Origin of the sequence: Streptomyces mesophilus, from assembly GCF_011044995.1 — a bacterium.
In the GTDB taxonomy this organism is placed as follows: domain Bacteria; phylum Actinomycetota; class Actinomycetes; order Streptomycetales; family Streptomycetaceae; genus Streptomyces; species Streptomyces mesophilus.
In genome coordinates this window covers 1-22070 of record NZ_JAAKZW010000096.1, presented here as the reverse complement: position 1 = coordinate 22070, position 22070 = coordinate 1, and the positions used below count along the sequence as shown (strand labels likewise).

Annotated in this window: 20 protein-coding genes and 2 tRNA genes; 17 read left to right on the top strand and 5 right to left on the bottom strand. The window is 68.7% G+C overall.

Features of this window, described 5'->3' with window-relative positions; genetic code table 11:
- Window positions 1-137: 137 nt before the first annotated feature.
- Window positions 138-224 (bottom strand) — tRNA-Leu (locus G6045_RS21975).
- 382 nt (window positions 225-606) lie between these two features.
- Here G6045_RS21975 and G6045_RS21970 point away from each other — a divergent pair.
- From G6045_RS21970 to pknB, 6 genes are all read left to right on the top strand, one after another.
- Window positions 607-1449, top strand: a complete 843-nt coding sequence (locus G6045_RS21970) for an FhaA domain-containing protein (RefSeq protein ID WP_165333758.1) — start codon at window positions 607-609, stop codon at window positions 1447-1449.
- 10 nt (window positions 1450-1459) lie between these two features.
- On the top strand, window positions 1460-1975 hold the full coding sequence (locus tag G6045_RS21965) for an FHA domain-containing protein FhaB/FipA (RefSeq protein WP_165333757.1): 516 nt from the start codon (window positions 1460-1462) through the stop codon (window positions 1973-1975).
- Window positions 1976-2101: 126 nt separating this feature from the next.
- Window positions 2102-3580 carry a PP2C family protein-serine/threonine phosphatase gene (locus G6045_RS21960; protein ID WP_235968160.1) on the top strand — a complete coding sequence of 493 codons (1479 nt, stop codon included), beginning with the start codon at window positions 2102-2104 and terminating at the stop codon, window positions 3578-3580.
- Between the two features lie 24 nt (window positions 3581-3604).
- Entirely contained in the window at window positions 3605-5026 is a 1422-nt protein-coding gene (locus G6045_RS21955; protein WP_165333755.1) for an FtsW/RodA/SpoVE family cell cycle protein, read from the top strand.
- On the top strand, window positions 5023-6486 hold the full coding sequence (locus G6045_RS21950; RefSeq protein WP_165333754.1) for a peptidoglycan D,D-transpeptidase FtsI family protein: 1464 nt from the start codon (window positions 5023-5025) through the stop codon (window positions 6484-6486). Before G6045_RS21955 ends, G6045_RS21950 begins: the two co-directional genes overlap by 4 nt.
- Window positions 6487-6633: 147 nt before the next feature.
- Window positions 6634-8655 (top strand): Stk1 family PASTA domain-containing Ser/Thr kinase, encoded by a 2022-nt coding sequence (gene pknB, locus G6045_RS21945; RefSeq protein WP_165333753.1) that lies wholly within the window; start codon window positions 6634-6636, stop codon window positions 8653-8655.
- A gap of 89 nt (window positions 8656-8744) precedes the next feature.
- Here the strand turns inward: pknB and crgA are convergent, their stop codons facing one another.
- Window positions 8745-9002: a cell division protein CrgA gene (gene crgA, locus G6045_RS21940; RefSeq protein ID WP_165333752.1), complete on the bottom strand. Its 258-nt coding sequence runs from the start codon at window positions 9000-9002 to the stop codon at window positions 8745-8747.
- A gap of 152 nt (window positions 9003-9154) precedes the next feature.
- On the opposite strand from crgA, the gene G6045_RS21935 reads away from it, so the two are divergent.
- The 6 genes from G6045_RS21935 to G6045_RS21910 all read left to right on the top strand — a co-directional run bounded on the left by G6045_RS21935 (window position 9155) and on the right by G6045_RS21910 (window position 13873).
- The gene (locus G6045_RS21935; RefSeq protein ID WP_165333751.1) at window positions 9155-9922 is read left to right on the top strand and encodes a DUF881 domain-containing protein; all 768 of its coding nucleotides are present in this window, start codon (window positions 9155-9157) and stop codon (window positions 9920-9922) included.
- A gap of 39 nt (window positions 9923-9961) precedes the next feature.
- Complete coding sequence (locus G6045_RS21930; protein WP_165333764.1) at window positions 9962-10675, top strand: class E sortase; 714 nt, start codon at window positions 9962-9964, stop codon at window positions 10673-10675.
- Window positions 10676-10729: 54 nt separating this feature from the next.
- Entirely contained in the window at window positions 10730-10927 is a 198-nt protein-coding gene (locus G6045_RS21925) for a hypothetical protein (RefSeq protein WP_165333750.1), read from the top strand.
- Window positions 10924-11571, top strand: coding sequence for an aminodeoxychorismate/anthranilate synthase component II (locus tag G6045_RS21920; RefSeq protein WP_165333749.1), 648 nt, complete (start codon window positions 10924-10926; stop codon window positions 11569-11571). Before G6045_RS21925 ends, G6045_RS21920 begins: the two co-directional genes overlap by 4 nt.
- On the top strand, window positions 11568-13043 hold the full coding sequence (locus tag G6045_RS41555; RefSeq protein WP_328707859.1) for a class E sortase: 1476 nt from the start codon (window positions 11568-11570) through the stop codon (window positions 13041-13043). The genes G6045_RS21920 and G6045_RS41555 overlap by 4 nt, the downstream gene beginning before the upstream one ends.
- A 92-nt stretch (window positions 13044-13135) precedes the next feature.
- Window positions 13136-13873, top strand: coding sequence for a class E sortase (locus tag G6045_RS21910; protein WP_165333748.1), 738 nt, complete (start codon window positions 13136-13138; stop codon window positions 13871-13873).
- Between the two features lie 249 nt (window positions 13874-14122).
- Here the strand turns inward: G6045_RS21910 and G6045_RS21905 are convergent, their stop codons facing one another.
- Both G6045_RS21905 and G6045_RS21900 read right to left on the bottom strand, forming a co-directional pair.
- Window positions 14123-15016, bottom strand: a complete 894-nt coding sequence (locus G6045_RS21905) for a rhomboid family intramembrane serine protease (RefSeq protein ID WP_165333747.1) — start codon at window positions 15014-15016, stop codon at window positions 14123-14125.
- Between the two features lie 115 nt (window positions 15017-15131).
- The gene (locus G6045_RS21900; protein ID WP_165333746.1) at window positions 15132-15659 is read right to left on the bottom strand and encodes a peptidylprolyl isomerase; all 528 of its coding nucleotides are present in this window, start codon (window positions 15657-15659) and stop codon (window positions 15132-15134) included.
- A 366-nt stretch (window positions 15660-16025) separates the two neighbouring features.
- On the opposite strand from G6045_RS21900, the gene G6045_RS21895 reads away from it, so the two are divergent.
- From G6045_RS21895 to G6045_RS21875, 3 genes are all read left to right on the top strand, one after another.
- Complete coding sequence (locus G6045_RS21895) at window positions 16026-16766, top strand: DUF5324 family protein (RefSeq protein ID WP_165333745.1); 741 nt, start codon at window positions 16026-16028, stop codon at window positions 16764-16766.
- Window positions 16767-17055: 289 nt separating this feature from the next.
- Window positions 17056-19185, top strand: coding sequence for a glucose PTS transporter subunit IIA (locus G6045_RS40920; RefSeq protein WP_206344033.1), 2130 nt, complete (start codon window positions 17056-17058; stop codon window positions 19183-19185).
- A gap of 160 nt (window positions 19186-19345) precedes the next feature.
- The gene (locus G6045_RS21875; RefSeq protein WP_165333742.1) at window positions 19346-20194 is read left to right on the top strand and encodes a PRD domain-containing protein; all 849 of its coding nucleotides are present in this window, start codon (window positions 19346-19348) and stop codon (window positions 20192-20194) included.
- A 66-nt stretch (window positions 20195-20260) separates the two neighbouring features.
- On the opposite strand, the gene G6045_RS21870 is transcribed toward G6045_RS21875, so the two are convergent.
- A tRNA-Ala gene (locus G6045_RS21870) sits at window positions 20261-20333 on the bottom strand.
- A 161-nt stretch (window positions 20334-20494) separates the two neighbouring features.
- Here G6045_RS21870 and G6045_RS21865 point away from each other — a divergent pair.
- Window positions 20495-21046, top strand: coding sequence for a helix-turn-helix transcriptional regulator (locus tag G6045_RS21865; protein ID WP_165333741.1), 552 nt, complete (start codon window positions 20495-20497; stop codon window positions 21044-21046).
- 120 nt (window positions 21047-21166) lie between these two features.
- Window positions 21167-22070: serine/threonine-protein kinase (locus G6045_RS21860; RefSeq protein ID WP_165333740.1), on the top strand; the 904-nt coding region annotated here is incomplete at its 3' end.

Sequence of the window (22070 nt, the reverse complement as noted above, 5' to 3'; positions counted from 1 at the left end):
GGATCCCGCCCCGCTCCGTGACAAGCCCCACCCGCACCCGCGGACGACAAAGCCCCACGTGACAAGCCCCACACCCAAGGCATACGCGGACACAGCAAGAAGCCCGGCATCGTGATCACGATGCCGGGCTTCCCGACTGGTGCGCGAGGGGGGAGTTGAACCCCCACGCCCTTTCGGGCACTGGAACCTGAATCCAGCGCGTCTGCCTATTCCGCCACCCGCGCATGGGTGTTGCCGTCTGGCTTCTCGCTCCCTGGGGAGCGCCTGGCGACATCTGAAGATTAGCACGCCGGACAGGGTGGGTTCACATCCCTTTGGGCGGGCACCTGCCTTCTGTGGACTGCCCGCGCCCCACGTTCGTACGTCCTCGTCCGTCCACCCCGAAGGGGAGCTTCACGAGTGCGGGACACTGTCTGGGACCCCCCTCTACGATCCGTGGAGAGGCGGGGATACGCAGTCGCGCAGACGTGGCACCAACCGGCGGCCCCGGCCGTTGTGAGAGGCGACACCCCTGCGCAGGGCAGAGAAGGGGAACCAGCCGATTTCCCGGCGCGTGGATACGATCAGTAAGCAGTACCAGGACGGCAACGACGGAGGAGGTGCCCCATGGGAGTCCTGAAGAAGTTCGAGCAGCGACTCGAAGGTCTGGTCAACGGCACCTTCGCCAAGGTGTTCAAGTCCGAGGTCCAGCCGGTCGAGATCGCAGGCGCCCTGCAGCGCGAGTGCGACAACAACGCGACGATCTGGAACCGCGAGCGGACCGTCGTACCCAATGACTTCATCGTGGAGCTCAGCCCGCCCGACTTCGAGCGGCTGAGCCCCTACTCGGGCCAGCTCGGCGACGAGCTGTCCGGCATGGTGCGCGATTACGCGAAGCAGCAGCGCTACACCTTCATGGGCCCGATCAAGGTGCACCTGGAGAAGGCCGACGACCTGGACACGGGTCTGTACCGCGTACGCAGCCGCACGCTGGCGTCCAGCACCTCGCAGGCGGGCCCCGCTCCGGCGGCCCCCGCACCGCCGGCCAGACCCCAGGGCGGCCAGGGTGGCTACGGCTACCCGCCGGCCGCCGCCCCTCCGATGCCCGCGGCCCCGCCTCCCGGCGGCGGTCGCGGACCGGCGCCCGCACGCCCCCAGCAGGGCGGGGCGGGCCCGCTTCCCGGCGCCCAGACGCGGCGCTGGATCGAGATCAACGGCCAGCGCCATCAGATCTCCCGCCCCACTCTGGTCCTCGGCCGGAGCACCGAGGCGGATGTACGGATTGACGACCCCGGCGTCTCGCGCCGGCACTGTGAGATCCGGACCGGAACGCCCTCGACGATCCAGGATCTCGGGTCTACCAACGGCATCGTGGTAGACGGGCAGCACACCACCCGCGCTACGCTCCGCGACGGCTCGCGGATCGTCGTGGGCAATACGACGATCATTTACCGACAAGCCGAAGGGTGAAGCGGGGGCAATGTCAGAGCTGACCCTGACGGTCATGAGGCTGTGTTTTCTGGCAGTCCTGTGGCTGTTCGTGTTCGTGGCCATCCAGGTCATCCGCAGCGACCTGTTCGGCACGCGAGTCACGCAGCGCGGTGCGCGGCGGGGGGCCGACGCGCGCCCGGCTCAGGGCCGGCAGCAAGCCGCTCCCACGCCGCCGCGCCAGCAGAGCGGCGGCGGCCGCCAGCGCCGGGGTGCGCCGAGCAAGCTCGTCGTATCCGAGGGCACCCTGTCCGGCACCACCGTCGCGCTCCAGGGCCAGACGATCACGCTGGGCCGTGCGCACGATTCGACGATCGTGCTGGACGACGACTATGCGTCGAGCAGGCATGCCAGGATCTACCCGGACCAGGGCGGCCAGTGGATCGTGGAGGATCTCGGGTCCACCAACGGCACCTATCTCGACCGGACCCGTCTGACCACCCCGACGCCGATCCCGCTTGGCGCGCCGATCCGCATCGGCAAGACCGTCATCGAGCTGCGGAAGTAGTACGAGAATGAGCGAGCGGAGCGAGCGAGCCGACCAGACCCGCACCGCGGGTCTGAGCGCGCTCCCGACCGGAGGGTGGGCGCTGTGCGGATGTACCCGGAGTCTGAGTCGACGGGGCAGGTGCGCATGAGTCTGTCACTGCGCTTTGCCGCCGGATCGCATAAAGGCATGATCCGCGAGGGCAACGAGGACTCGGGTTACGCCGGTCCCCGCCTCCTCGCCATCGCCGACGGCATGGGCGGCCAGGCCGCCGGCGAGGTGGCCTCCTCCGAGGTCATCTCCACGATCGTGGCGCTCGACGACGACATCCCGGGCTCCGACATCCTGACCTCACTCGGCGACGCCGTGCAGCGGGCCAATGACCAGCTGCGCGTGATGGTCGAGGAGGACCCGCAGCTCGAGGGCATGGGCACCACGCTCACCGCCCTGCTGTGGACCGGTCAGCGGCTCGGTCTCGTGCACGTCGGCGACTCGCGTGCGTACCTGCTGCGCGACGGCGTCCTGACGCAGATCACGCAGGACCACACCTGGGTGCAGCGGCTCGTCGACGAGGGCCGGATCACCGAGGACGAGGCGACCACGCACCCGCAGCGCTCGCTCCTGATGCGCGCGCTCGGCAGCGGCGACCACGTCGAGCCCGACCTGTCGATCCGTGAAGTGCGCGCAGGCGACCGCTACTTGATCTGCTCCGACGGTCTCTCCGGTGTGGTCTCGCACCAGACCATGGAGGAGACCCTGGCGAGTTACCAGGGCCCGCAGGCCACCGTGCAGGAGCTGATCCAGCTCGCGCTGCGCGGCGGCGGTCCCGACAACATCACGTGCATCGTGGCCGACGTCCTCGACATCGACGGCAACGACACCCTCGCCGGGCACATCACGGACACCCCCGTCGTCGTGGGCGCCGTGGCCGAGAACCAGCAGCAGTTGCAGGACAACGGGGCCATGCAGACCCCCGCGGGCCGCGCCGCGAGCCTCGGCCGTCCGGTTCCCCCGCAGCCTTCGGGCGGCGGCTTCGGGCCGCCCGGATCCGGGGAGCAGGACGCGTATGCCCCCGAGGACGGCTTCGGGGCGTACAGCGACGAGGACTTCGTCAAGCGCGGCGGCCGCGGGAAGTGGATCAAGAGATCGCTCTTCCTCGTCATCGTGCTCGGCGTCATCGGCGGCGGTCTGTACGCGGGCCACCGCTGGACCCAGACGCAGTACTACGTCGGGGCCAACGAGGGTCATGTCGCGCTGTACCGCGGCATCAGCCAGGACCTGGCCTGGGTCAGCCTGTCCAAGGTGGAGAAGGACCACCCGGAGATCGAGCTGAAGTACCTGCCGCCGTACCAGCGCAAGCAGGTCGAGGCGACGATCGCCGCGGGCGGTCTGACCGAGGCCAACAACAAGATCAAGGATCTCGGCACCCAGGCGTCCGCCTGCAAGAAGCAGGAAGCACAGCGCAAGGCCGAGGACGAGAACAACGCGCGCACCGGCGAGGGCGAAGCCGGCGGTACCGACGGCGGTACCAAGAGCCAGAGCGCGAACAAGGCGCCCTCACCCACGCCCGGCCCCAGCCTCTCCGAGGAGGAGCAGCAGCTGGTCGGCAACTGCGACAAGAATTAGGGGCACTGGGGGCCCCGCCTACTCATGAGCAGTACGACACACACTTCGACCATCGGCGCGATCGGCGCCCCGAGCAGACGCAACACCGAGTTGGGTCTGCTCGTCTTCGCCGTGCTCATCCCGATCTTCGCGTACGCCAATGTCGGGCTCGCGATCGACGGGACGATGCCCACCGGCATGATCGGCTACGGCCTCGGCCTCGGTCTGCTCGCCGCCGTCGGGCACCTCGTGGTGCGCAAGTTCGCGCCGTACGCCGATCCGCTGCTGCTGCCGCTCGCGACGCTGCTCAACGGCCTCGGTCTGGTGCTCATCTGGCGCCTCGACCAGTCGCAGCGGCTGCAGCAGCTGCAGAAGAACGCGTTCGGCGCGTTCAACCCGGCGGCCCCCAACCAGCTGATGTACTCGGCGGTCGGCATCGCGCTGTTCGTCGGCGTCCTGCTGCTGCTCAAGGACCACCGGATCCTGCAGCGCTTCACGTACATCTCGATGGTCGCGGCGATGATCCTGCTGCTGCTGCCGCTGGTGCCGGGCCTGGGCACGGACGTCTTCGGCGCGAAGATCTGGATCCGGATCGGCGGATTCTCCATCCAGCCCGGTGAGTTCGCGAAGATCGTCATCGCGGTCTTCTTCGCCGGCTATCTGATGGTCAAGCGCGACGCCCTCGCGCTCGCCAGCCGCCGCTTCATGGGCCTGTACCTGCCGCGCGGCCGCGACCTCGGCCCGATCCTGGTGATCTGGGCGGTGTCCCTGCTCATCCTGGTCTTCGAGAACGACCTCGGTACGTCGCTGCTGTTCTTCGGCATGTTCGTCGTGATGCTGTACGTCGCCACCGAGCGCACCAGCTGGATCGTGATCGGTCTGCTGATGTCGGCGGTCGGCGCGGTCGCCGTGGCCTCGACCGCGGGCCACGTACAGGCGCGTGTGGACGCCTGGCTCGACCCCTTCGGCTGCTACACGACCTCCGGCGCCTGTGAGCAGATCGGCCAGTCGATCATGGCCTTCGGTTCCGGCGGCGTGCTCGGCACGGGCCTCGGCCAGGGCAACTCCGACCTGATCGGCTTCGCCGCCAACGCCGACTTCATCTTCGCCACCGTCGGCGAGGAGCTCGGCCTGGCCGGCGTCATGGCCTTCCTGGTCATCTACGGCCTGATCATCGAGCGCGGCGTACGGACGGCCCTTGCCGCACGCGACCCGTTCGGCAAGCTCTTCGCCGCGGGCCTGTCCGGCGCCTTCGCGCTGCAGATCTTCGTGGTGGCCGGCGGTGTCATGGGCCTCATCCCGCTGACCGGTATGACCATGCCGTGGCTCGCGGCCGGTGGTTCCTCGGTGATCGCCAACTGGGCGCTGATCGCCATCCTGATCAGGATCAGCGACACCGCCCGCCGGCCCGCACCCGCCGCCCCCGCCAGCCCCGACGCCGAAATGACGCAGGTAGTACGCCCGTGAACAAGCCCCTGCGGCGGATCGCCCTGTTCTGCGGTCTGCTCGTGCTCGCCCTGCTCATCCGCGACAACTGGCTCCAGTACGTCAAGGCCGACGAGCTGCGCACGCATGAGAAGAACCGGCGCGTGCTCATCGAGCGCTATGCGCAGGAGCGCGGCGACATCATCGTCGACGGCAAGACGATCACCGGTTCCGAGCGGACCACCGGCAGCGACTTCGCGTACAAGCGGACGTACAAGAACGGCGAGATGTGGGCGCCGGTGACCGGCTATGCCTCGCAGGCCTACGGTGCCACCCAGATCGAGTCGCTCGAGGACGGCATCCTCACCGGCAACGACGACCGGCTCTTCTTCCGCCGCACCCTCGACATGGTGACCGGCAAGAAGAAGGAGGGCGGCAACGTCGTCACGACGCTGAACGGGGCCGCGCAGAAGGCCGCGTTCGAGGGTCTCGGCAACAAGAAGGGCGCCGTCGCCGCGATCGACCCGTCGACCGGCGCGATTCTCGCGCTCGCCTCGACCCCGTCGTACGACCCCTCGGTCTTCGCCGGCAACAGCAAGGACGACGAGAAGGCCTGGACGTCGCTCGAGAGCGACAAGAACAAGCCGCTGCTCAACCGGGCGCTGCGCGAGACGTACCCGCCGGGTTCGACGTTCAAGGTGGTCACCGCCGCGGCCGCGCTCGAGCACGGGCTCTACACGGACCCCGACGAGAAGACCGAGTCGCCGCTGCCCTGGACCATGCCGGACACGAGGACCGAGCTGAAGAACGAGGGGAGTTACCCCTCCTGCAAGGACGGTTCGCTGCGCGAGGCGCTGCGGATCTCCTGCAACACCGTCTTCGGCAAGATCGGTTCGGATCTCGGCAAGGAGAAGATGCTCGAGACCGCGGAGCAGTTCGGCTTCAACGAGGAGCAGTTCGTCCCGGTCCGCGCCACCGCGTCCAACTTCCCCAAGGAGATGGACCGGCCGCAGACCGCGCTGTCGTCCATCGGCCAGTTCGAGACGGCGGCCACCCCGCTTCAGATGGCCATGGTCGCCTCGGCGATCGCCAACGACGGGCGGCTGATGGAGCCGTACATGATCAGCGAGCTGAAGTCGCCCGGCCTGGACACGATCGAGCGGCACAGCCCCAGGGAGCTGAGCCGCCCGCTGACCGGGGAGAACGCGCAGAAGCTGCAGGACCTGATGGAGACCGTCGTCAAGTCCGGCACCGGCACCAGCGCCCAGATCCCGGGCGCCACGGTCGGCGGCAAGACCGGTACCGCCCAGCACGGCATCGACAACAGCGAGAAGCCGTACGCGTGGTTCCTGAGCTACGCGAAGACGGCGGATGGTTCGCCGGTGGCGGTGGCCGTGGTGGTCGAGGACAGCGACGCCCACCGCGAGGACATCTCCGGTGGCGGTCTCGCCGCCCCGATCGCGAAGAACGTGATGCAGGCGGTTCTCAACGGGAGCAAGTGACGCCGGTCACTGCGGTACCGGTCCTGTATCAGACCACCGCTGCGGCCAGATCATGCCAGAGCGGGCCGGTACGGTATGCCGGGACAGCACACCGCCGGACCACACATGGGTGCGGTCGGGACTGACGGAGAGGGCTGGTAGGTAGCTATGGAAGAGCCGCGTCGCCTCGGCGGCCGGTACGAGCTGGGCCAGGTGCTCGGCCGTGGTGGCATGGCCGAGGTCTACCTCGCGCATGACTCCCGCCTCGGCCGCACCGTCGCCGTGAAGACGCTCCGGGTGGATCTCGCCCGCGACCCGTCGTTCCAGGCCCGGTTCCGCCGTGAGGCCCAGTCCGCCGCCTCGCTCAATCACCCGGCGATCGTCGCGGTCTACGACACCGGCGAGGACTACGTCGACGGGGTCTCCATCCCGTACATCGTGATGGAGTACGTCGACGGCTCGACGCTGCGCGAGCTGCTGCACTCCGGGCGCAAGCTGCTGCCCGAGCGCTCGCTCGAGATGACCGTCGGCATCCTGCAGGCCCTGGAGTACTCGCACCGCGCCGGCATCGTCCACCGCGACATCAAGCCCGCGAACGTCATGCTGACGCGCAACGGCCAGGTCAAGGTGATGGACTTCGGCATCGCCCGCGCCATGGGCGACTCCGGCATGACGATGACCCAGACCTCCGCCGTCATCGGCACCGCCCAGTACCTCTCCCCGGAGCAGGCCAAGGGCGAGCAGGTCGACGCGCGCAGTGACCTTTATTCGACCGGCTGTCTGCTCTACGAGCTGCTCACCGTACGGCCGCCGTTCGTCGGGGACTCCCCGGTCGCGGTCGCGTATCAGCACGTACGGGAAGAGCCGCAGCCCCCGTCGGTCTTCGACTCCGAGATCACGCCCGAGATGGACGCCATCGTCCTGCGCGCGCTGACCAAGGACCCCGACTACCGCTACCAGTCCGCCGACGAGATGCGCGCCGACATCGAGGCCTGCCTCGACGGTCAGCCGGTCGCGGCCACGGCGGCGATGGGCGCGGTCGGCTACGGCGGCCACCCGGACGACCAGCAGACGGCGATGCTCCGCCCGCAGAACGGCGGCGGACCGCAGACCTCGATGCTGCCCCCGATGAACCCGGACGACGGCGGCTACGGCTACGACGACCGCCCTGACCGGCGCCGGCAGAAGAAGGGCGGGGCCTCGACCGCCCTGCTCGTGCTCGCGGGCGTGCTCGTGCTCGTGGGCGCGATCCTGATCGGGCGTGTGGTGTTCAGCGGGAAGGACACCGAGAAGCCCTTCGACGTGCCGACCTTCGTGGGCCAGACGCTGGATGCGGCCGAGAAGCAGGCCTCGAACGTGGGGCTCGAGCTCGATCCGACCAAGAAGGAGTGCGAAAAGTACCCCAAGGGTCAGATCTGCGACCAGGACCCGAAGTCCGGCAAGGTCGAGAAGGGCGACACCATCAGCGTGGTCGTCTCCACGGGTGCGCCCAAGGTCTCCGTGCCCAGCGTGATCGGTGACAACATCGATGACGCGCGCGACAAGCTCACGGGCGATGAGTACGGGCTCGAGGTGACGGTCAAGCAGAAGGAGGTCTCGGGCGAGCAGCCGGGGACCGTCCTCGAGCAGGACCCGACCCGGGGCACCGAGGTCGAGAAGGGCTCGGAGATCACGCTCACGGTCGCCAAGGAGAAGGCGCAGGAGACCGTTCCGAACGTGGTCGGCCAGCAGCTCGACCAGGCCCGCAAGGCCCTCGAGGACCTCGGGTTCAACGTCGAGGTCCGCGAAGAGCCGCGCGGCGACGTCCCCGAGAACCAGGTCACCAGCCAGACCCCGACCGCGAACACTCCGGTGGACAAGAACTCCACGGTGACGCTGACGGTGGCGAAGGCGCAGGAGCAGGTCGCGGTACCCGCTCTGACCGGCCAGAAGCTCTCGGACGCGCGCAGGATGATCGAGGAAGCCAACCTCACGGTGGGCGCGATCACCGGCCCGCAGGACGACGACGCCAGGGTCGTCATCTCCCAGCCCACGGCGGGCCAGCAGGTCCCGACCGGCACGGCGATCGCCCTGACCACCACGGATGGCGGTGGCGGCGGCAACAACGGCGGCGGCGACGGCGGTGGCGACGGCGGTGGCGACGGCGGCATCTTCGGCCAGTCCGGCCTCAGCCGCAGCGAGGACGAGTAGCACGCGCGAGCAGGACGCATGACAAAGGGCCGGCCCCCTCCGAGAAGGAGGGGGCCGGCCCTTTCGCGCGTTTCAGCCGGTCCGGCGCGCTACTTCCACTGGGTCGAGACGCCGAACCCCGCCGCGATGAAGCCGAAGCCCACGACGATGTTCCAGTTGCCGAGCGCCTCGATGGGCAGCCGGGTGTCCGTGACGTAGAAGATCACGATCCAGGCGAGGCCGATGAGGAAGAGTGCCAGCATCACCGGGGCGACCCAGCTGCGGTTGGTCAGCTTGATGGCGGTCGACTGCTTCGACGACGGCGGCGGCGTGTAGTCGGCCTTCTTGCGGATACGTGACTTCGGCACGAGGGTCTCTCCTGTCGATGCGCTGCGTGGCCGCGCAGGGAACGTTGTGGCTGGCCGCGCCGAGCGGGCGGGGCACATATGGGGGACCACTTGCTTCCCCCGGGCGTCCGTTAGCGTAGTGCTTCCGCGGCGCCGTAAGGAGTAAGGGTACGTTGAGCAATTCTGCCGACAGCCCCGACGAGGGCCGCCGATCGGGGCGGCGGCCGGTGAGAGTGCTCACCGCAGGCGTCTTCGCGCTCGCCGGACTCATCTTCGTCACGAGTTTCAACACCGCCAAAGGCACCAATATCCGTACGGATGCCTCGCTGCTCAAGCTCTCCGACCTGATTCAGGAGCGCAGCCACAAAAATGGCCGGCTCGAAGAAGATCTCGGTTCGCTGCGCGACGATGTGGACGCGCTCGCCGCGCGGGACAACGGCGCCTCCGCCGAGGAGGAGGCCAAGCTCAAGGCCCTGGAGAAGGAAGCCGGCACCAAGAAGCTGCGCGGCGATTCCGTCTCCGTCACCCTGGCCGACGCCCCGCCGGACGCGACGGCCAAGCTGCCCGGCTATCCCGAGCCGTCCCCGAACGACCTGGTGATCCATCAGCAGGACCTCCAGGCCGTCGTCAACGCCCTGTGGAAGGGCGGCGCCGAGGGCATCCAGGTCATGGACCAGCGGCTCATCTCCACCAGCGCTGTGCGCTGCGTCGGCAACACCCTGATCCTCCAGGGCCGCGTCTACTCACCTCCGTACAAGATCACGGCAGTTGGCGACCCCGGGAAGCTCAGGAAGGCGCTGAACGCCTCCCCCGAGATCCAGAACTACCTGCTCTACGTGAAGGCGTACGGCCTCGGCTGGAAAGTCGACGATCCGGGAGCAGTGACTCTTCCCGGCTACTCGGGCACAGTGGATCTCCATTACGCGAGCCCAGTCGAGTAACGAGGTAGCCGTCCGTCGGGGAGGGACCGGCCCGTGTCGGTGCGAGTGATCGTCAGGACCTTCAGCGAACTGTGCATCACCTTCGGTGCGTTGATCGTGCTGTTCGTGACGTATGTCCTCTATTGGACCGGCATCAAGGCCGACGCCGCGATGGACAGCCAGATCGACCAGCTGAACGACCGCTGGGCGAACGGCGCGATGACCAGCGAGGAGCTCGAAGCCGCGGGCGGCAGCAGCGAGGTGACGGACGACGAGAACCCGCCGCCGCCCGAGGCGTACGAGGACGGCAGGCCGTTCGCCGTGATGTACATCCCGCGGCTCGGCGACAACTGGACCAAGCCCGTCCTGGAGAACACGAAGACCGGCACCTTGAAGAAGGGCCTCGGGCACTACGCGAGCACCGCGCAGCTCGGCCAGAAGGGCAACTTCGCGGTGGCCGGCCACCGGCGCACGTACGGCGACCCGTTCAAGGACTTCCCCAAGCTGCGCAAGGGCGATGCGGTGGTCCTGAACGACGGGCGGACCTGGTTCACCTACCGGATCGACACGAACAAGCCGTACAAGACGCTGCCCGGCGACGTGGCCGTGATCGATCCGGTGCCGCGTAAGTCCGGTTTCGACGGACCTGGGCGGTATCTCACCCTGACGACCTGTGAGCCGGAGTGGGGGCACAGCCACCGGCTGATCGTCTGGGCGCATCTTGATTCCACTCAGCCTGTGGACGCCGGGAAACCCGAGGCGCTGCGCCGTTAGGCTGGTGGCGTACGTCAACGGAAGGGACGGGCGTACGTCTACGGAAGGGACAGCATGTACGGCTGGATCTGGCGGCAGCTGCCGGGCAATGCCTGGCTGAAGGCACTCCTCTCGCTCGTGCTGGTGCTCGGCGTGGTCTACCTGCTCTTCCAGTACGTCTTCCCGTGGGCGGAGCCGCTGCTTCCGTTCAATGACGTGACGGTCGACGAAGGCATGAGGGCCGTGGCCCCGGTGGGACCGGTGGCCCTGTGACCTCGCGCACCACTCGCGTCCTCGTCGTCGACAACTACGACAGCTTCGTCTTCAACATCGTCCAGTACCTGTACCAGCTGGGCGCCGAATGCGAGGTCGTGCGCAACGACGAGGTGTCCACGGCGCACGCCCAGGACAACTTCGACGGTGTGCTCCTGTCGCCGGGACCCGGTGCGCCCGAACAGGCCGGTGTCTGCATCGAGATGGTCAAGCACTGCGCCGCGACCGGGGTTCCGGTCTTCGGCGTCTGCCTCGGCATGCAGTCCATGGCCGTCGCGTACGGCGGCGTCGTGGACCGCGCGCCGGAGCTGCTGCACGGCAAGACCTCGCTCGTACGGCATGAGGGCGCCGGTGTCTTCGCCGGGCTGCCCTCGCCGTTCACCGCCACCCGCTACCACTCGCTCGCCGCCGAGCCGGCCGCCTTCCCGGCCGAGCTCGAGATCACCGCGCGCACCGAGGACGGCATCATCATGGGCCTGCGCCACCGCGAACTTCCGGTCGAGGGCGTCCAGTTCCACCCCGAGTCCGTGCTGACCGAGCACGGCCACCGGATGCTCGCCAACTGGCTGGTGCGGTGCGGCGACACGGAGGCGGTGGCCCGCTCGGAAGGCCTCGCACCCGTCGTGGGCAGGGCCTCGGCGTGACCTCCACGCGTCCCGAACAGGGCGGTTCCCCGCATGACGATGCGTACGGGGACCGTGCCTCGTTCGAGGCCGCGGTCGACGGGCTCGACGATCCGCTGAACGATCCGCTGCCGGGCCGGCACCCTTCGCCCTGGTTCCGCACGGCCGCTCCCCAGCCCGAGGCGCCCGCCGCCCAGCCGCAGGAGGAGTGGTACGACCCGCAGGGGTACCAGCGGGACTGGTACGGGGAGCAGGGGCCGGGGCCCACGTCGTACGGGACGGGGTACGCGGAGGGGGCGGCGTACGGCACCTCGGCGGACGGCTCTTCGTACGGCTCCGCTTACGACCCCGGGTCCGACAGCTCGTACGGCCCGGGGTACGACAGCCCGTACGACAACTCCCAGGCGTACGGCGGCACGCAGAACCCCGCGTACGACACTCAGCCGCCCGCGTACCAGGACCCGATATCCCAGGCCGCCGCCCACCGGCCGCCCATGGACGCCGCCGCCTACGAGGCGATGTACGACCACACGCAGTCGATGCCGGCCGTCTCCGGTGAGACCGTGAGCCTGGGCGCCACCGCGCCGCCGCCCGTGTCCGGCGAGACGATCGGGCTGCGCCGGCCCACCGCGGACAACCCGCGGCCGAGGCACCACACCGCTGACGACCCGCACCCGAGGCACACCGCCGCGGACACCGGACGCCCCCGCGACGACGAGACCGTCGGTCTGCGCACCTCCGACACCCGGCGGGCGGCCCTGAAGCGCCAAGTGCCGGGCCTCTCGCGCCTGGAGGCCCGCCGCGCCGAACGCGCCAAGCGGCCGAGCCCCGCGGTGCTCGCCAGCCGGGCACTAGGCGAAGTGTTCATCACCATCGGCGTCCTGATGCTGCTGTTCGTCACGTACCAGCTGTGGTGGACGAACATCCTCGCCGGCCAGCAGGCGGGCGCGGAGCGCAACAAGATCGAGCAGAACTGGGCGAACGGCAAGGGCAAGCCCGGCGCCTTCGAGCCCGGCCAGGGCTTCGCCCTCATGCACATCCCCAAGCTCGACGTGGTCGTGCCCATCGCCGAGGGCATCAGCAAGCCCAAGGTGCTCGACCGCGGCATGGTCGGGCACTACGGCGAGGAGAGCATCAAGACCGCGATGCCCGAGGACAAGAAGGGCAACTTCGCGGTGGCCGGCCATCGCAACACCCACGGCGAACCGTTCCGCTACATCAACAAGCTCGAGCCGGGCGACCCGATCGTGGTCGAGACGCAGAACACGTACTACGTCTACAAGATGGCGAGCATCCTGCCGCAGACGACGCCCGACAACGTCTCGGTCCTGAACCCGGTCCCCAAGGGTTCGGGCTTCACCAAGCCGGGCCGGTACATCACGCTGACCACGTGTACACCGGAGTTCACCAGCACGTATCGCATGATCGTCTGGGGGCAGCTGGCCGAGGAGCGGCCTCGCGACAAGGGCAAGCCCAGCGCGCTGGTTGAATAGACCGCACATCTCATACGGCAGATCGCGTACGGCCGTACGGCACACAGCAGACCCGGCGCTTCAGGCGCGCGGGACGACGGGGCAGGGAGACAGTGGTAGCCACCGACCAGGGGGAGCAGACACAGCGCTCGGCTCCCGCACGGGCCCGCCGCGGCCGCGGACCCATCGCCACGGCGGTCATGGTCTTCGGCGAACTCCTCATCACCGCGGGCCTGGTGCTCGGCCTGTTCGTCGTCTACTCGCTGTGGTGGACGAACGTACTCGCCGACCGCGAGGCCCAGAAGCAGGGCGACGCGGTACGCAACGACTGGGCCGGCCGCGACGACGGCGGCCCCGGCGCCCGGGACACCAAGGGCGGCATCGGCTTCCTGCACGTACCGGCGATGAAGAGCGGCGAGATCCTGGTCAAGAAGGGCACCGATCTCAAGACGCTCAACAACGGTGTCGCCGGGTACTACACGGACCCGGTCAAGTCCGCGCTCCCCGAGGCCGAGAACGGCAACTTCACGCTGGCCGCGCACCGGGACGGGCACGGCGCCAAGTTCCACCACATCGACAAGCTCGACCACGGCGACGCGATCGTCTTCGAGTCGAAGGACCGCTGGTACATCTACAAGGTCTACAAGACGCTCCCCGAGACCTCGAAGTACGACGTGGACGTCCTGAACGCGGTCCCGAAGGCGTCGGGCGTGAAGAAGCCCGGCCGCTACATCACGCTCACGACCTGCACGCCGGTCTACACGTCGAAGTACCGGTACATCGTGTGGGGCGAGCTGGAGCGCATCGAGAAGGTGGACTCGCGGCGGACACCGCCCAAGGAACTGCGCTAGCGCAAGCCCTGCCCCTAGCCCTCCATAGAGTTATCCACAGGCTGATCCACAGCTCTGGATAAGTAAGCACACTACTCAGCAGATCTGTGGATAACTCTTCCGAGGTTGACGCCGGTACGACTGCCGTGGGCCATTCGCAGGCACTTACACACCTTGCCCTTGCTGGGCAAACCCAGGTCAGCGACAAGGGGCACGTACGTTCCCCACGTAATGCACAAGATCCGGCACTCGCTGTGGATAATTGCGCGCTCAGGTGAGCTCGGACGTCCGGATCAGGATGACGGCCACGGTGAGCAGCAGGACGAGAGCGCAGGTGCCCCACTGGATGAGGGCGCGGCGTTCGCGGGGTGCGTGCACCATTCCGAACGCGACGAGGGCGCCGGCGACGAGGCCGCCGACGTGGGCTTCCCAGGCGATGCCGTTCATGGTGAAGGTGAACAGCATGTTGATCGCGAGCAGGATGAGCACAGGCCGCATGTCGTACCTGAGCCGGCGCATCAGGACCGCGGTGGCACCCATGAGGCCGAAGATGGCGCCGGAGGCACCGAGCGAGGGCTGGTTGGGGGCGGCGACCATGTAGGTGAGCGCGCTGCCGGCGAGGCCCGAGACCAGATAGAGCGCGATGAAGCGGGCTCGTCCGAGCGCGGCTTCCAGGGGTTGGCCGAGCCACCACAGGCCGAGCATGTTGAAGCCGAAGTGCCAGATCTCCTGGTGCAGGAACATCGAGGTGAAGAGCCGGTACCACTGGCCCTCGGCGACGCCGACGATCTCCAGGTTCTGGTTCAGCGCACGGCCGATCAGATCCAGTTTGTCGACGAGCTCGTCGCCCATCGCCAGGACCGCGATGAACACCGCCGCGTTGATCCCGATGAGGATCTTGGTCACCAGGTTCTGGTCCGCCGCGACCGTGCCGCCGGTGATGGTCCGCGGCTGATTCGCCGTAGCCGCATGCCCCGTCCCCGACCCCTCCCGCACACAGGTCGGGCACTGGAACCCCACCGAAGCGCTGACCATGCACTCCGGGCAGATCGGCCGCTCGCACCGGGTGCAGCTGATGCCCGTCTCGCGGTCCGGATGCCGGTAGCAGCCGGGCAGGCCTGAGGCGCCCTGGGGTTGCTGCGGGCTGCCTGGCACCTGGTCCATGGGGTCCCCTCAATCTCCGTACGAAGGCGGTGAAGGCATACGAAGCAACACACCGCCCCGCTCATCCTTACGGATGGGCGGGGCGAAATGGTTCCCTCAGCACATTGGCGAGGCCTCAGCGCTTCTCGACGACGACCGACTCGATGAGCACATCGCTGACCGGGCGGTGCGTCGCCGCATTGATGGGCGTGGCCGCGATGGCGTCGACCACCTTGCGGCTGGGCCCGTCGACGACCTCGCCGAAGATGGTGTGCTTGCGATTCAGCCATGTCGTCGGGGCGAGCGTGATGAAGAACTGCGAGCCGTTGGTGCCCGGACCCGCGTTCGCCATGGCGAGCAGGTACGGGCGGTCGAAGCGCAGCTCGGGGTGGAACTCGTCGGCGAACTCGTAGCCCGGGCCGCCGGTGCCGTTCCCGAGCGGGTCGCCGCCCTGGATCATGAAGCCGCTGATCACGCGGTGGAAGGACGTGCCGTCGTACAGCTTGCCCGTGGACTTGGTGCCGGTGGCCGGGTGGGTCCACTCCCGCTCGCCCGTGGCGAGCTCGACGAAGTTGCGGACCGTCTTGGGCGCGTGGAACGGCATCAGCCGGATCTCGATCTCGCCCTGGTTGGTCCTGAGGGTGGCGTACAGCTGCTCAGCCACGGTGTGCCTTCCGTTGTCGCGTCCAACGCCCAGAATCCTCGCACGCAGGGGCCTTTGAGGAGGGGAACGCGACAAGTCCTGGCCGATCCCTGCACGAGTCCTCGCCGGAAGGGCGCGCATCGCGCCGATCCGTGGCATTGTCTGCCGCAAGCTCCCCTTGCACCGCAATGCCCGAAGATCACCCGATACCCGTGGATCTGCTCGGCGCCTGATTCGCTTGTTTCTTTGTGGGCACCCGGATTCTGCGCGGGCGCCTGGGCCGTGACCCGGATGCCCGCCCGCACATGCCGGGGCGCCAGCCGACAGGCATGATCCCTAAAAGGGTGGAAAGGTGAAATACCGTACGCCACCGAGGAGGAGGATCCCGTGACCCGCAAGAACAGCGCGCGTGCCGCGGCCAGCTCGGCGAAGGAGACTGTGCGGCACGCCGCGGAAGCGGTGGCGCCCTACGCCGGCACGGCGAAGGACCGGGCCGCGCACTACGCGCACGAGGCTCGCGTACGGCTCGCGCCCGTGGTCTCCGACGCCGCACACCTGACCGCCGACACCGCCCGCACCCAGTACGGCTCCCATGTCGCGCCGCGTCTGAAGCAGGCGCGCGCCCATGTCCCGCCGAAGGTGGACTCCGCCGCCCAGGATGCTGCCGAGCGCACCCGTCGGGCAGCCCGCCAGGCTGCCGAGTACACCCGGCCGAAGGTCGAGCAGGCCGTCGCGGCCGCAGGGCCGGTCAAGGACGCCGCGGTCGATCGCAGTACGGCGGCCGTCGCCGCGCTGCGCGGCCAGGTCTCGTCCCAGGAGATCCAGCGTCTGGTGCGTCGCCATGAGCGTCGGGCCTCGGCCGGCCGCTTCATGAAGCGGATGGCCGTGGTGGGTGCGCTCGGTGTCGCCGCGCTCGCCGCCTGGAAGTGGTGGGACAAGCAGGCCAACCCGGACTGGCTGGTCGAGCCGCCCGCGCCCACCGAGGTCGCGGACACCGGTTCGACGACGCTGACGTCGGTGGACGGCAGCGGACAGGCGCTCCTCGACCCCGAGGTCCAGGCCAAGCAGGCCGAGGCCGAGGCGGACGACGGAAACTGGTCGCCGCAGCGCCCGGACGACCGGGCCTGAGGACGACGCGAACATCGAGGGGCGGGAGGCCGGCTGGGTCTCCCGCCCCTTTATGTGTGCTTCACCTCACGCCCGTTTCACGTGAAACATGGGTTGCGCGCGGGTTAACGTGATCTCGATCGATCTCGATCACAGGATTGTTACTCTCCGAGGACGTCCACCGTCATCGCCCCGCGCGATGCCACGGAGGCCGACCGCTTGAGGAGAGGCAAGGCCTGGGTAGCGCCGCGTGCGCGACCCGGGCCTTTTTTGTTGCCCGAAACCAAGCAGCAAGGTGCAAGGACGCATCATGAGCACACCCAAGGCGGGACCCGGGACGCTGGCGGAGAGCATTCTCCGCGGTGTCGGCGGTGCCGAGAACATCGAGAGCCTCACGCACTGTGCGACGCGGCTGCGCTTCCAGCTCCATGACGGAGCGAAGGTCGACCAGGCCGCGCTCGACTCCCTCCAGGGCGTCATGGGCACGGTGCCGCAGTCGGGCGACCGCTTCCAGATCGTGATCGGCGGCGCCGTCTCGCGCGTCTACTCCGAGATCATGAACCTGCCGTCGATGAGCAAGGGCGGCACGGCCAAGCCGAAGTCGGACGCCGACGTCAAGGCCGAGATGCGGGCCAAGAGCCGCGGCAAGTTCGCCTTCGTCGACAACTTCTTCGAGTACCTCTCGGACTCGTTCCGCCCGCTCATGGGTGTGCTGCTCGGCTCCTCGCTGATCATCGCGATCGCCTCGGTCCTCGACGCCCTCGGGTACGTCGACTTCCGTGCCGAGGACAAGTCCGCGACCTGGGTGTTCGTCGACGCCATGTGGCGCTCGGTGCTCTACTTCCTGCCGATCATGGTCGCGTACAACGCGGCCAAGAAGCTGCGGATCGACCCGTGGGTGGGCGCCGCCGTGATGGCCGCGGTGATGACCCCGAACTTCACGGGCATGCTCAACAAGGACTCCGGGATCCCCGGCATCACCTGCACCGTCAACGACACCCTGGGCACCCAGGAGTGCGTGGCGAAGGTCTTCGGTCTGCCGATGCAGCTGAACGACTACGGCGGCCAGGTGTTCGTACCGCTGCTGATGGTCGCCCTGCTCGCCCTGGTCTACAAGGCTCTTCAGCGCGTCTTCCCCGAGAACGTCCACATGGTCTTCGTGCCGTTCTTCAGCATGCTGATCATGATCCCGGTCACCGCCTTCCTCATCGGCCCGCTGGGCGTCTGGGCCGGCAACGGCCTCGGTGAGGGTCTGTCCTGGATGAACAACAACGCCCCGATCGTCTTCGCGATCATGATCCCGCTGATCTACCCGTTCCTGGTGCCGCTGGGTCTGCACTGGCCGCTCAACGCGCTGATGCTGCAGAACATCAGCGTCCTCGGCTACGACTTCATCCAGGGCCCCATGGGCGCATGGAACTTCGCCTGCTTCGGCGCCACCGCCGGTGTGCTGCTCCTGTCGGTCCGCCACCGTGAGAAGGAGATGCGCCAGACCGCCACCGGCGCGCTCGCCGCGGGCCTGTTCGGCGGTATCTCCGAGCCCTCGCTCTACGGCATCCACCTGCGCTTCAAGCGGATCTACCCGCGCATGCTCGTGGGCTGCCTCGTCGGCGGCGTCATCGTCGGCGTCATGGGCGGCGTCGACACCGACGCCTTCGCGTTCACCTCGCTGCTCACCATCCCGGTCTTCGACCCGATGGTCACGTACGTCATCGCGATCGGTGCGGCCTTCTTCACCTCGATGGCGCTCGTCTACTTCTCGGACTTCCGCACCAAGGAGGACCGCGCCCAGGCCAACGCCGAGCGTGACGCCGCCGAGGCGGCCGCGGCCGGCACCCCGGCCGAGGGCGTCCAGGCCGAGACCGCGAAGGTCGAGGAGCGCGAGCTCGTCGGCGTCGGTGCCGGCTCGAAGTCCGCGTCCGCCGCCGGTGGTTCGGCCGCTTCTGCCGGCTCCACCGCCGGTTCCGTCGGCGCCGCAGCCGGTACGGGCATCGAGCTCACGGCGCCCGTCGCGGGCCACGTGGTCAGCCTCGACGACGTCAAGGACCCGGTCTTCGCCTCCCGCGCGCTCGGCGAGGGCGTGGGCATCGAGCCGGCCGACGGTCACATCGTGGCCCCGGTCGACGGCGAGCTGGTCACCACCACGGAGACCGGCCACGCGTTCGGCATCCGCACCGCGGACGGCGTCGAGGTGCTCGTGCACGTCGGCATCGACACCGTGCAGATGAAGGGTGAGGGCTTCGACGTCCGCGTCGAGTCCGGTCAGCAGGTCTCGGCCGGCGACCTGCTCGTCGAGGTCGACCTGGACGCCGTACGGGCCGCGAAGCACCCGACCGTCACCCTCATGACCGTCACCAACACCGCGGACCTGGCCTCGGTCGAGCCGCACACCGGGCAGGACGTCGCCGTCGGCGCCCCCGTGGTGACCGTACGGCGGTAGTCATCCGCCATCCGTCCGGCGCACGCACGCTTCCCCTCGTGGACGCGTGCGTGCGCCGTGTCGGAGAGGATGAGGCATAGGTGAGCAAACGGTAAAAGACCGCAGGAAAGTACGAGATCATCGGACAGAGCCTGATCACGAGCGGGAAGGAGGGCCGGCGGTGAAGACGCTGCGTGTCCTCAACAACAACGTGGTCCTCGCGCGTGACGACAAGGGCCAGGAGGTCATCGTCACCGGGCGCGGCATCGGCTTCAACTCCCGCCAGGGCGCGGTCATCGACCCCTCCCTGATCGTGCGCGTCTTCGTGCCGGCCGACGGCCGCGACCCCGACCATGTGGCCGAGACCCTCGCCCTGATCGACGAAGAGGTCCTGCGGGCCGTCGTGATCGCCCTCGGCGAGGCCGGTATCGAGGGCCGCGAGTCCACCCGCCCCACGCTCGCCATCGCCGTCGCCGACCATGTCGCCGGGGCCCTCGACCGGGCCGCACGGGGCATCGTCATCGAGTACCCGCTGCGCGCCGAGACCCAGACCCTGTACGCCACCGAGTACGCCCAGGCGGAACGGCTGCTCGCGGCCATCAACGAGCGCGTGGACCCCAAGCTCGAGCCCTCCGAGGCGACCGCGCTCGCGCTCCATCTGGTCAACGCCGGCTTCGCCTCGGGCGATCTGTCCTTCACGTACACGATGACCGGGGTCATCCAGCAGATGCTCGCCGTGGTGGGGGAGCGATACGGACTCGACGTCTCGCAGCAGTCCATGAACGCGGCGCGGTTCATCACGCACGTGCGCTATCTCTTCGTGCGGATCCAGCAGCACCGGCAGCTCAAGGGCCACGAGTCCACGATCGGCAAGGGCATCCGCCAGCACTATCCGGACGCCACCCACACCGCACAGCAGCTGGCGACGATCGTCGAACTGCGGCTCGGCCAGCAGCTCAGCGAGGACGAGGTCTCCTATCTGGCCCTGCACGTGGCCCGTATGACGATGGCCGACGACCCCGCCGCGTAGGTCCCCACCCACACGAAAAGACCCCGCCCGATCCGCGTATACGCAGGTCAGGCGGGGTCTTGTCGGTGGAGCCTAGGGGAGTCGAACCCCTGACATCTGCCTTGCAAAGGCAGCGCTCTACCAGCTGAGCTAAGGCCCCGGGACGGGAAGCGCCGCGGAAGAATCCTTCCCGCGCGTGCGTCGGGGACAAGAGTACCGGGTCACCCCCCGGATCCTGCAAAAGGATTGGGGCTCCCCCTATGCGACCACTCTCCGTAAGATGCACCGCGAGGTTCGCACCAGCGAAGGGGAGGACGCATCGTGGATGCGGAGCAGCAGGAAGCCACTGCGAGAGCCAGAGAGCTCCAGCGCAGTTGGTACGGAGAGCCGTTGGGGGCGCTCTTCCGTCGACTCATAGAAGACCTGGGCCTGAACCAGGCCCGGCTCGCGGCGGTACTCGGCCTGTCGGCGCCGATGCTGTCGCAGTTGATGAGCGGGCAGCGGGCGAAGATCGGCAACCCGGCCGTGGTGCAGCGCGTACAGCTGCTCCAGGATCTGTCGGGCCAGGTCGCGGACGGCAGCGTGAGTGCCTCCGAGGCGGCCGAGCGCATGGAGGAGATCAAGAAGAACCAGGGCGGTGCGGTGCTCACCACGACCGCGCAGGCGCGGGGGGCCGGCGTGGGGGCGCCGACCGTCAAGCGCGTGGTCCGCGAGATCCAGTCGCTGCTGCGTTCCGTGTCGTCCGCGGGGGAGATCATCGAGGCGGCCGACGCACTCGCCCCGACCCATCCGGAACTGGCAGAGTTCCTGCGGGTCTACGGCGCGGGGCGCACCGCCGACGCGGTGACGCACTACGAGTCGCATCAGGGCTGACAGCCGCGACGCAACAGCAGGGCTCGATCGAACGGTTCAGGTCCACACGGGGAGAGGATCTGAACCGGCAGCCGGCAGCCGAGCAGCCCGCAGGGGCTGGACGGGGAGTGCAGCACGGTCATGGGTGAGATCTTCGCCGGCCGGTACGAACTGGTCGATCCGATCGGACGCGGTGGCGTCGGTGCCGTCTGGCGTGCCTGGGATCACCGCAGACGCCGCTACGTCGCCGCCAAGGTCCTGCTGCAGAGCGATGCGCACAGCCTGCTCCGTTTCGTACGCGAGCAGGCTCTGCGCATCGATCACCCGCACGTTCTGGCCCCGGCGAGCTGGGCCGCCGACGACGACAAGGTCCTGTTCACGATGGACCTGGTCGGCGGCGGCTCACTCGCCCATCTCATCGGGGACTACGGGCCGCTGCCGCCGCGCTTCGTGGCGCAGCTGCTCGATCAACTGCTTTCCGGGCTCTCCGCGGTACACGCCGAAGGCGTCGTGCACCGCGACATCAAGCCCGCCAACATCCTGCTCGAGGCCACCGGCACGAGGCGGCCGCATCTGCGGCTCTCCGACTTCGGCATCGCCATGCGCAAGGGCGACCCCCGGCTGACCGCGACCGATCTGGTCGTGGGGACGCCGGGGTACATCGCGCCCGAGCAGAGCGCGTACGACGAGCCGGACTTCCCGGCCGACCTTTTCGCGACGGGCCTGGTCGCCCTCTATCTCCTGGAGGGCGCGAAACCGGACGCCCAGGCGCTGACGGAGCTCTTCCGCGCCCACGGCACCCCGCACGCCCCCCGTACGATCCCCGAGCCCCTGTGGCAGGTCCTCACGGGCCTCCTCCAGCCGGAACCCCACGCCCGCTTCCGCAGCGCCACAGGCGCGCGCAAGGCGCTCGCGGAAGCCGTCCTGCTCCTTCCGGAGCCGGGCGTGGACGACGAGCTCATCGAGGTCTTCGACCAACTGGGCCCGCTCCCGGAGGCCTTCGGCCCCGACGGCCCGATCCGCGTCCCCACGTCCTCCCCCGACG

Coding starts and splice junctions, on each gene's coding strand:
- G6045_RS21955 (WP_165333755.1), top strand. CDS start 3,605: ATGAGCAGTACGACACACACTTCGACCATCGGCGCGATCGGCGCCCCG.
- pknB (WP_165333753.1), top strand. CDS start 6,634: ATGGAAGAGCCGCGTCGCCTCGGCGGCCGGTACGAGCTGGGCCAGGTG.
- G6045_RS21960 (WP_235968160.1), top strand. CDS start 2,102: ATGAGTCTGTCACTGCGCTTTGCCGCCGGATCGCATAAAGGCATGATC.
- G6045_RS40920 (WP_206344033.1), top strand. CDS start 17,056: ATGAGCACACCCAAGGCGGGACCCGGGACGCTGGCGGAGAGCATTCTC.
- G6045_RS21905 (WP_165333747.1), bottom strand. CDS start 15,016: ATGGACCAGGTGCCAGGCAGCCCGCAGCAACCCCAGGGCGCCTCAGGC.
- G6045_RS21970 (WP_165333758.1), top strand. CDS start 607: ATGGGAGTCCTGAAGAAGTTCGAGCAGCGACTCGAAGGTCTGGTCAAC.
- G6045_RS21965 (WP_165333757.1), top strand. CDS start 1,460: ATGTCAGAGCTGACCCTGACGGTCATGAGGCTGTGTTTTCTGGCAGTC.
- G6045_RS21925 (WP_165333750.1), top strand. CDS start 10,730: ATGTACGGCTGGATCTGGCGGCAGCTGCCGGGCAATGCCTGGCTGAAG.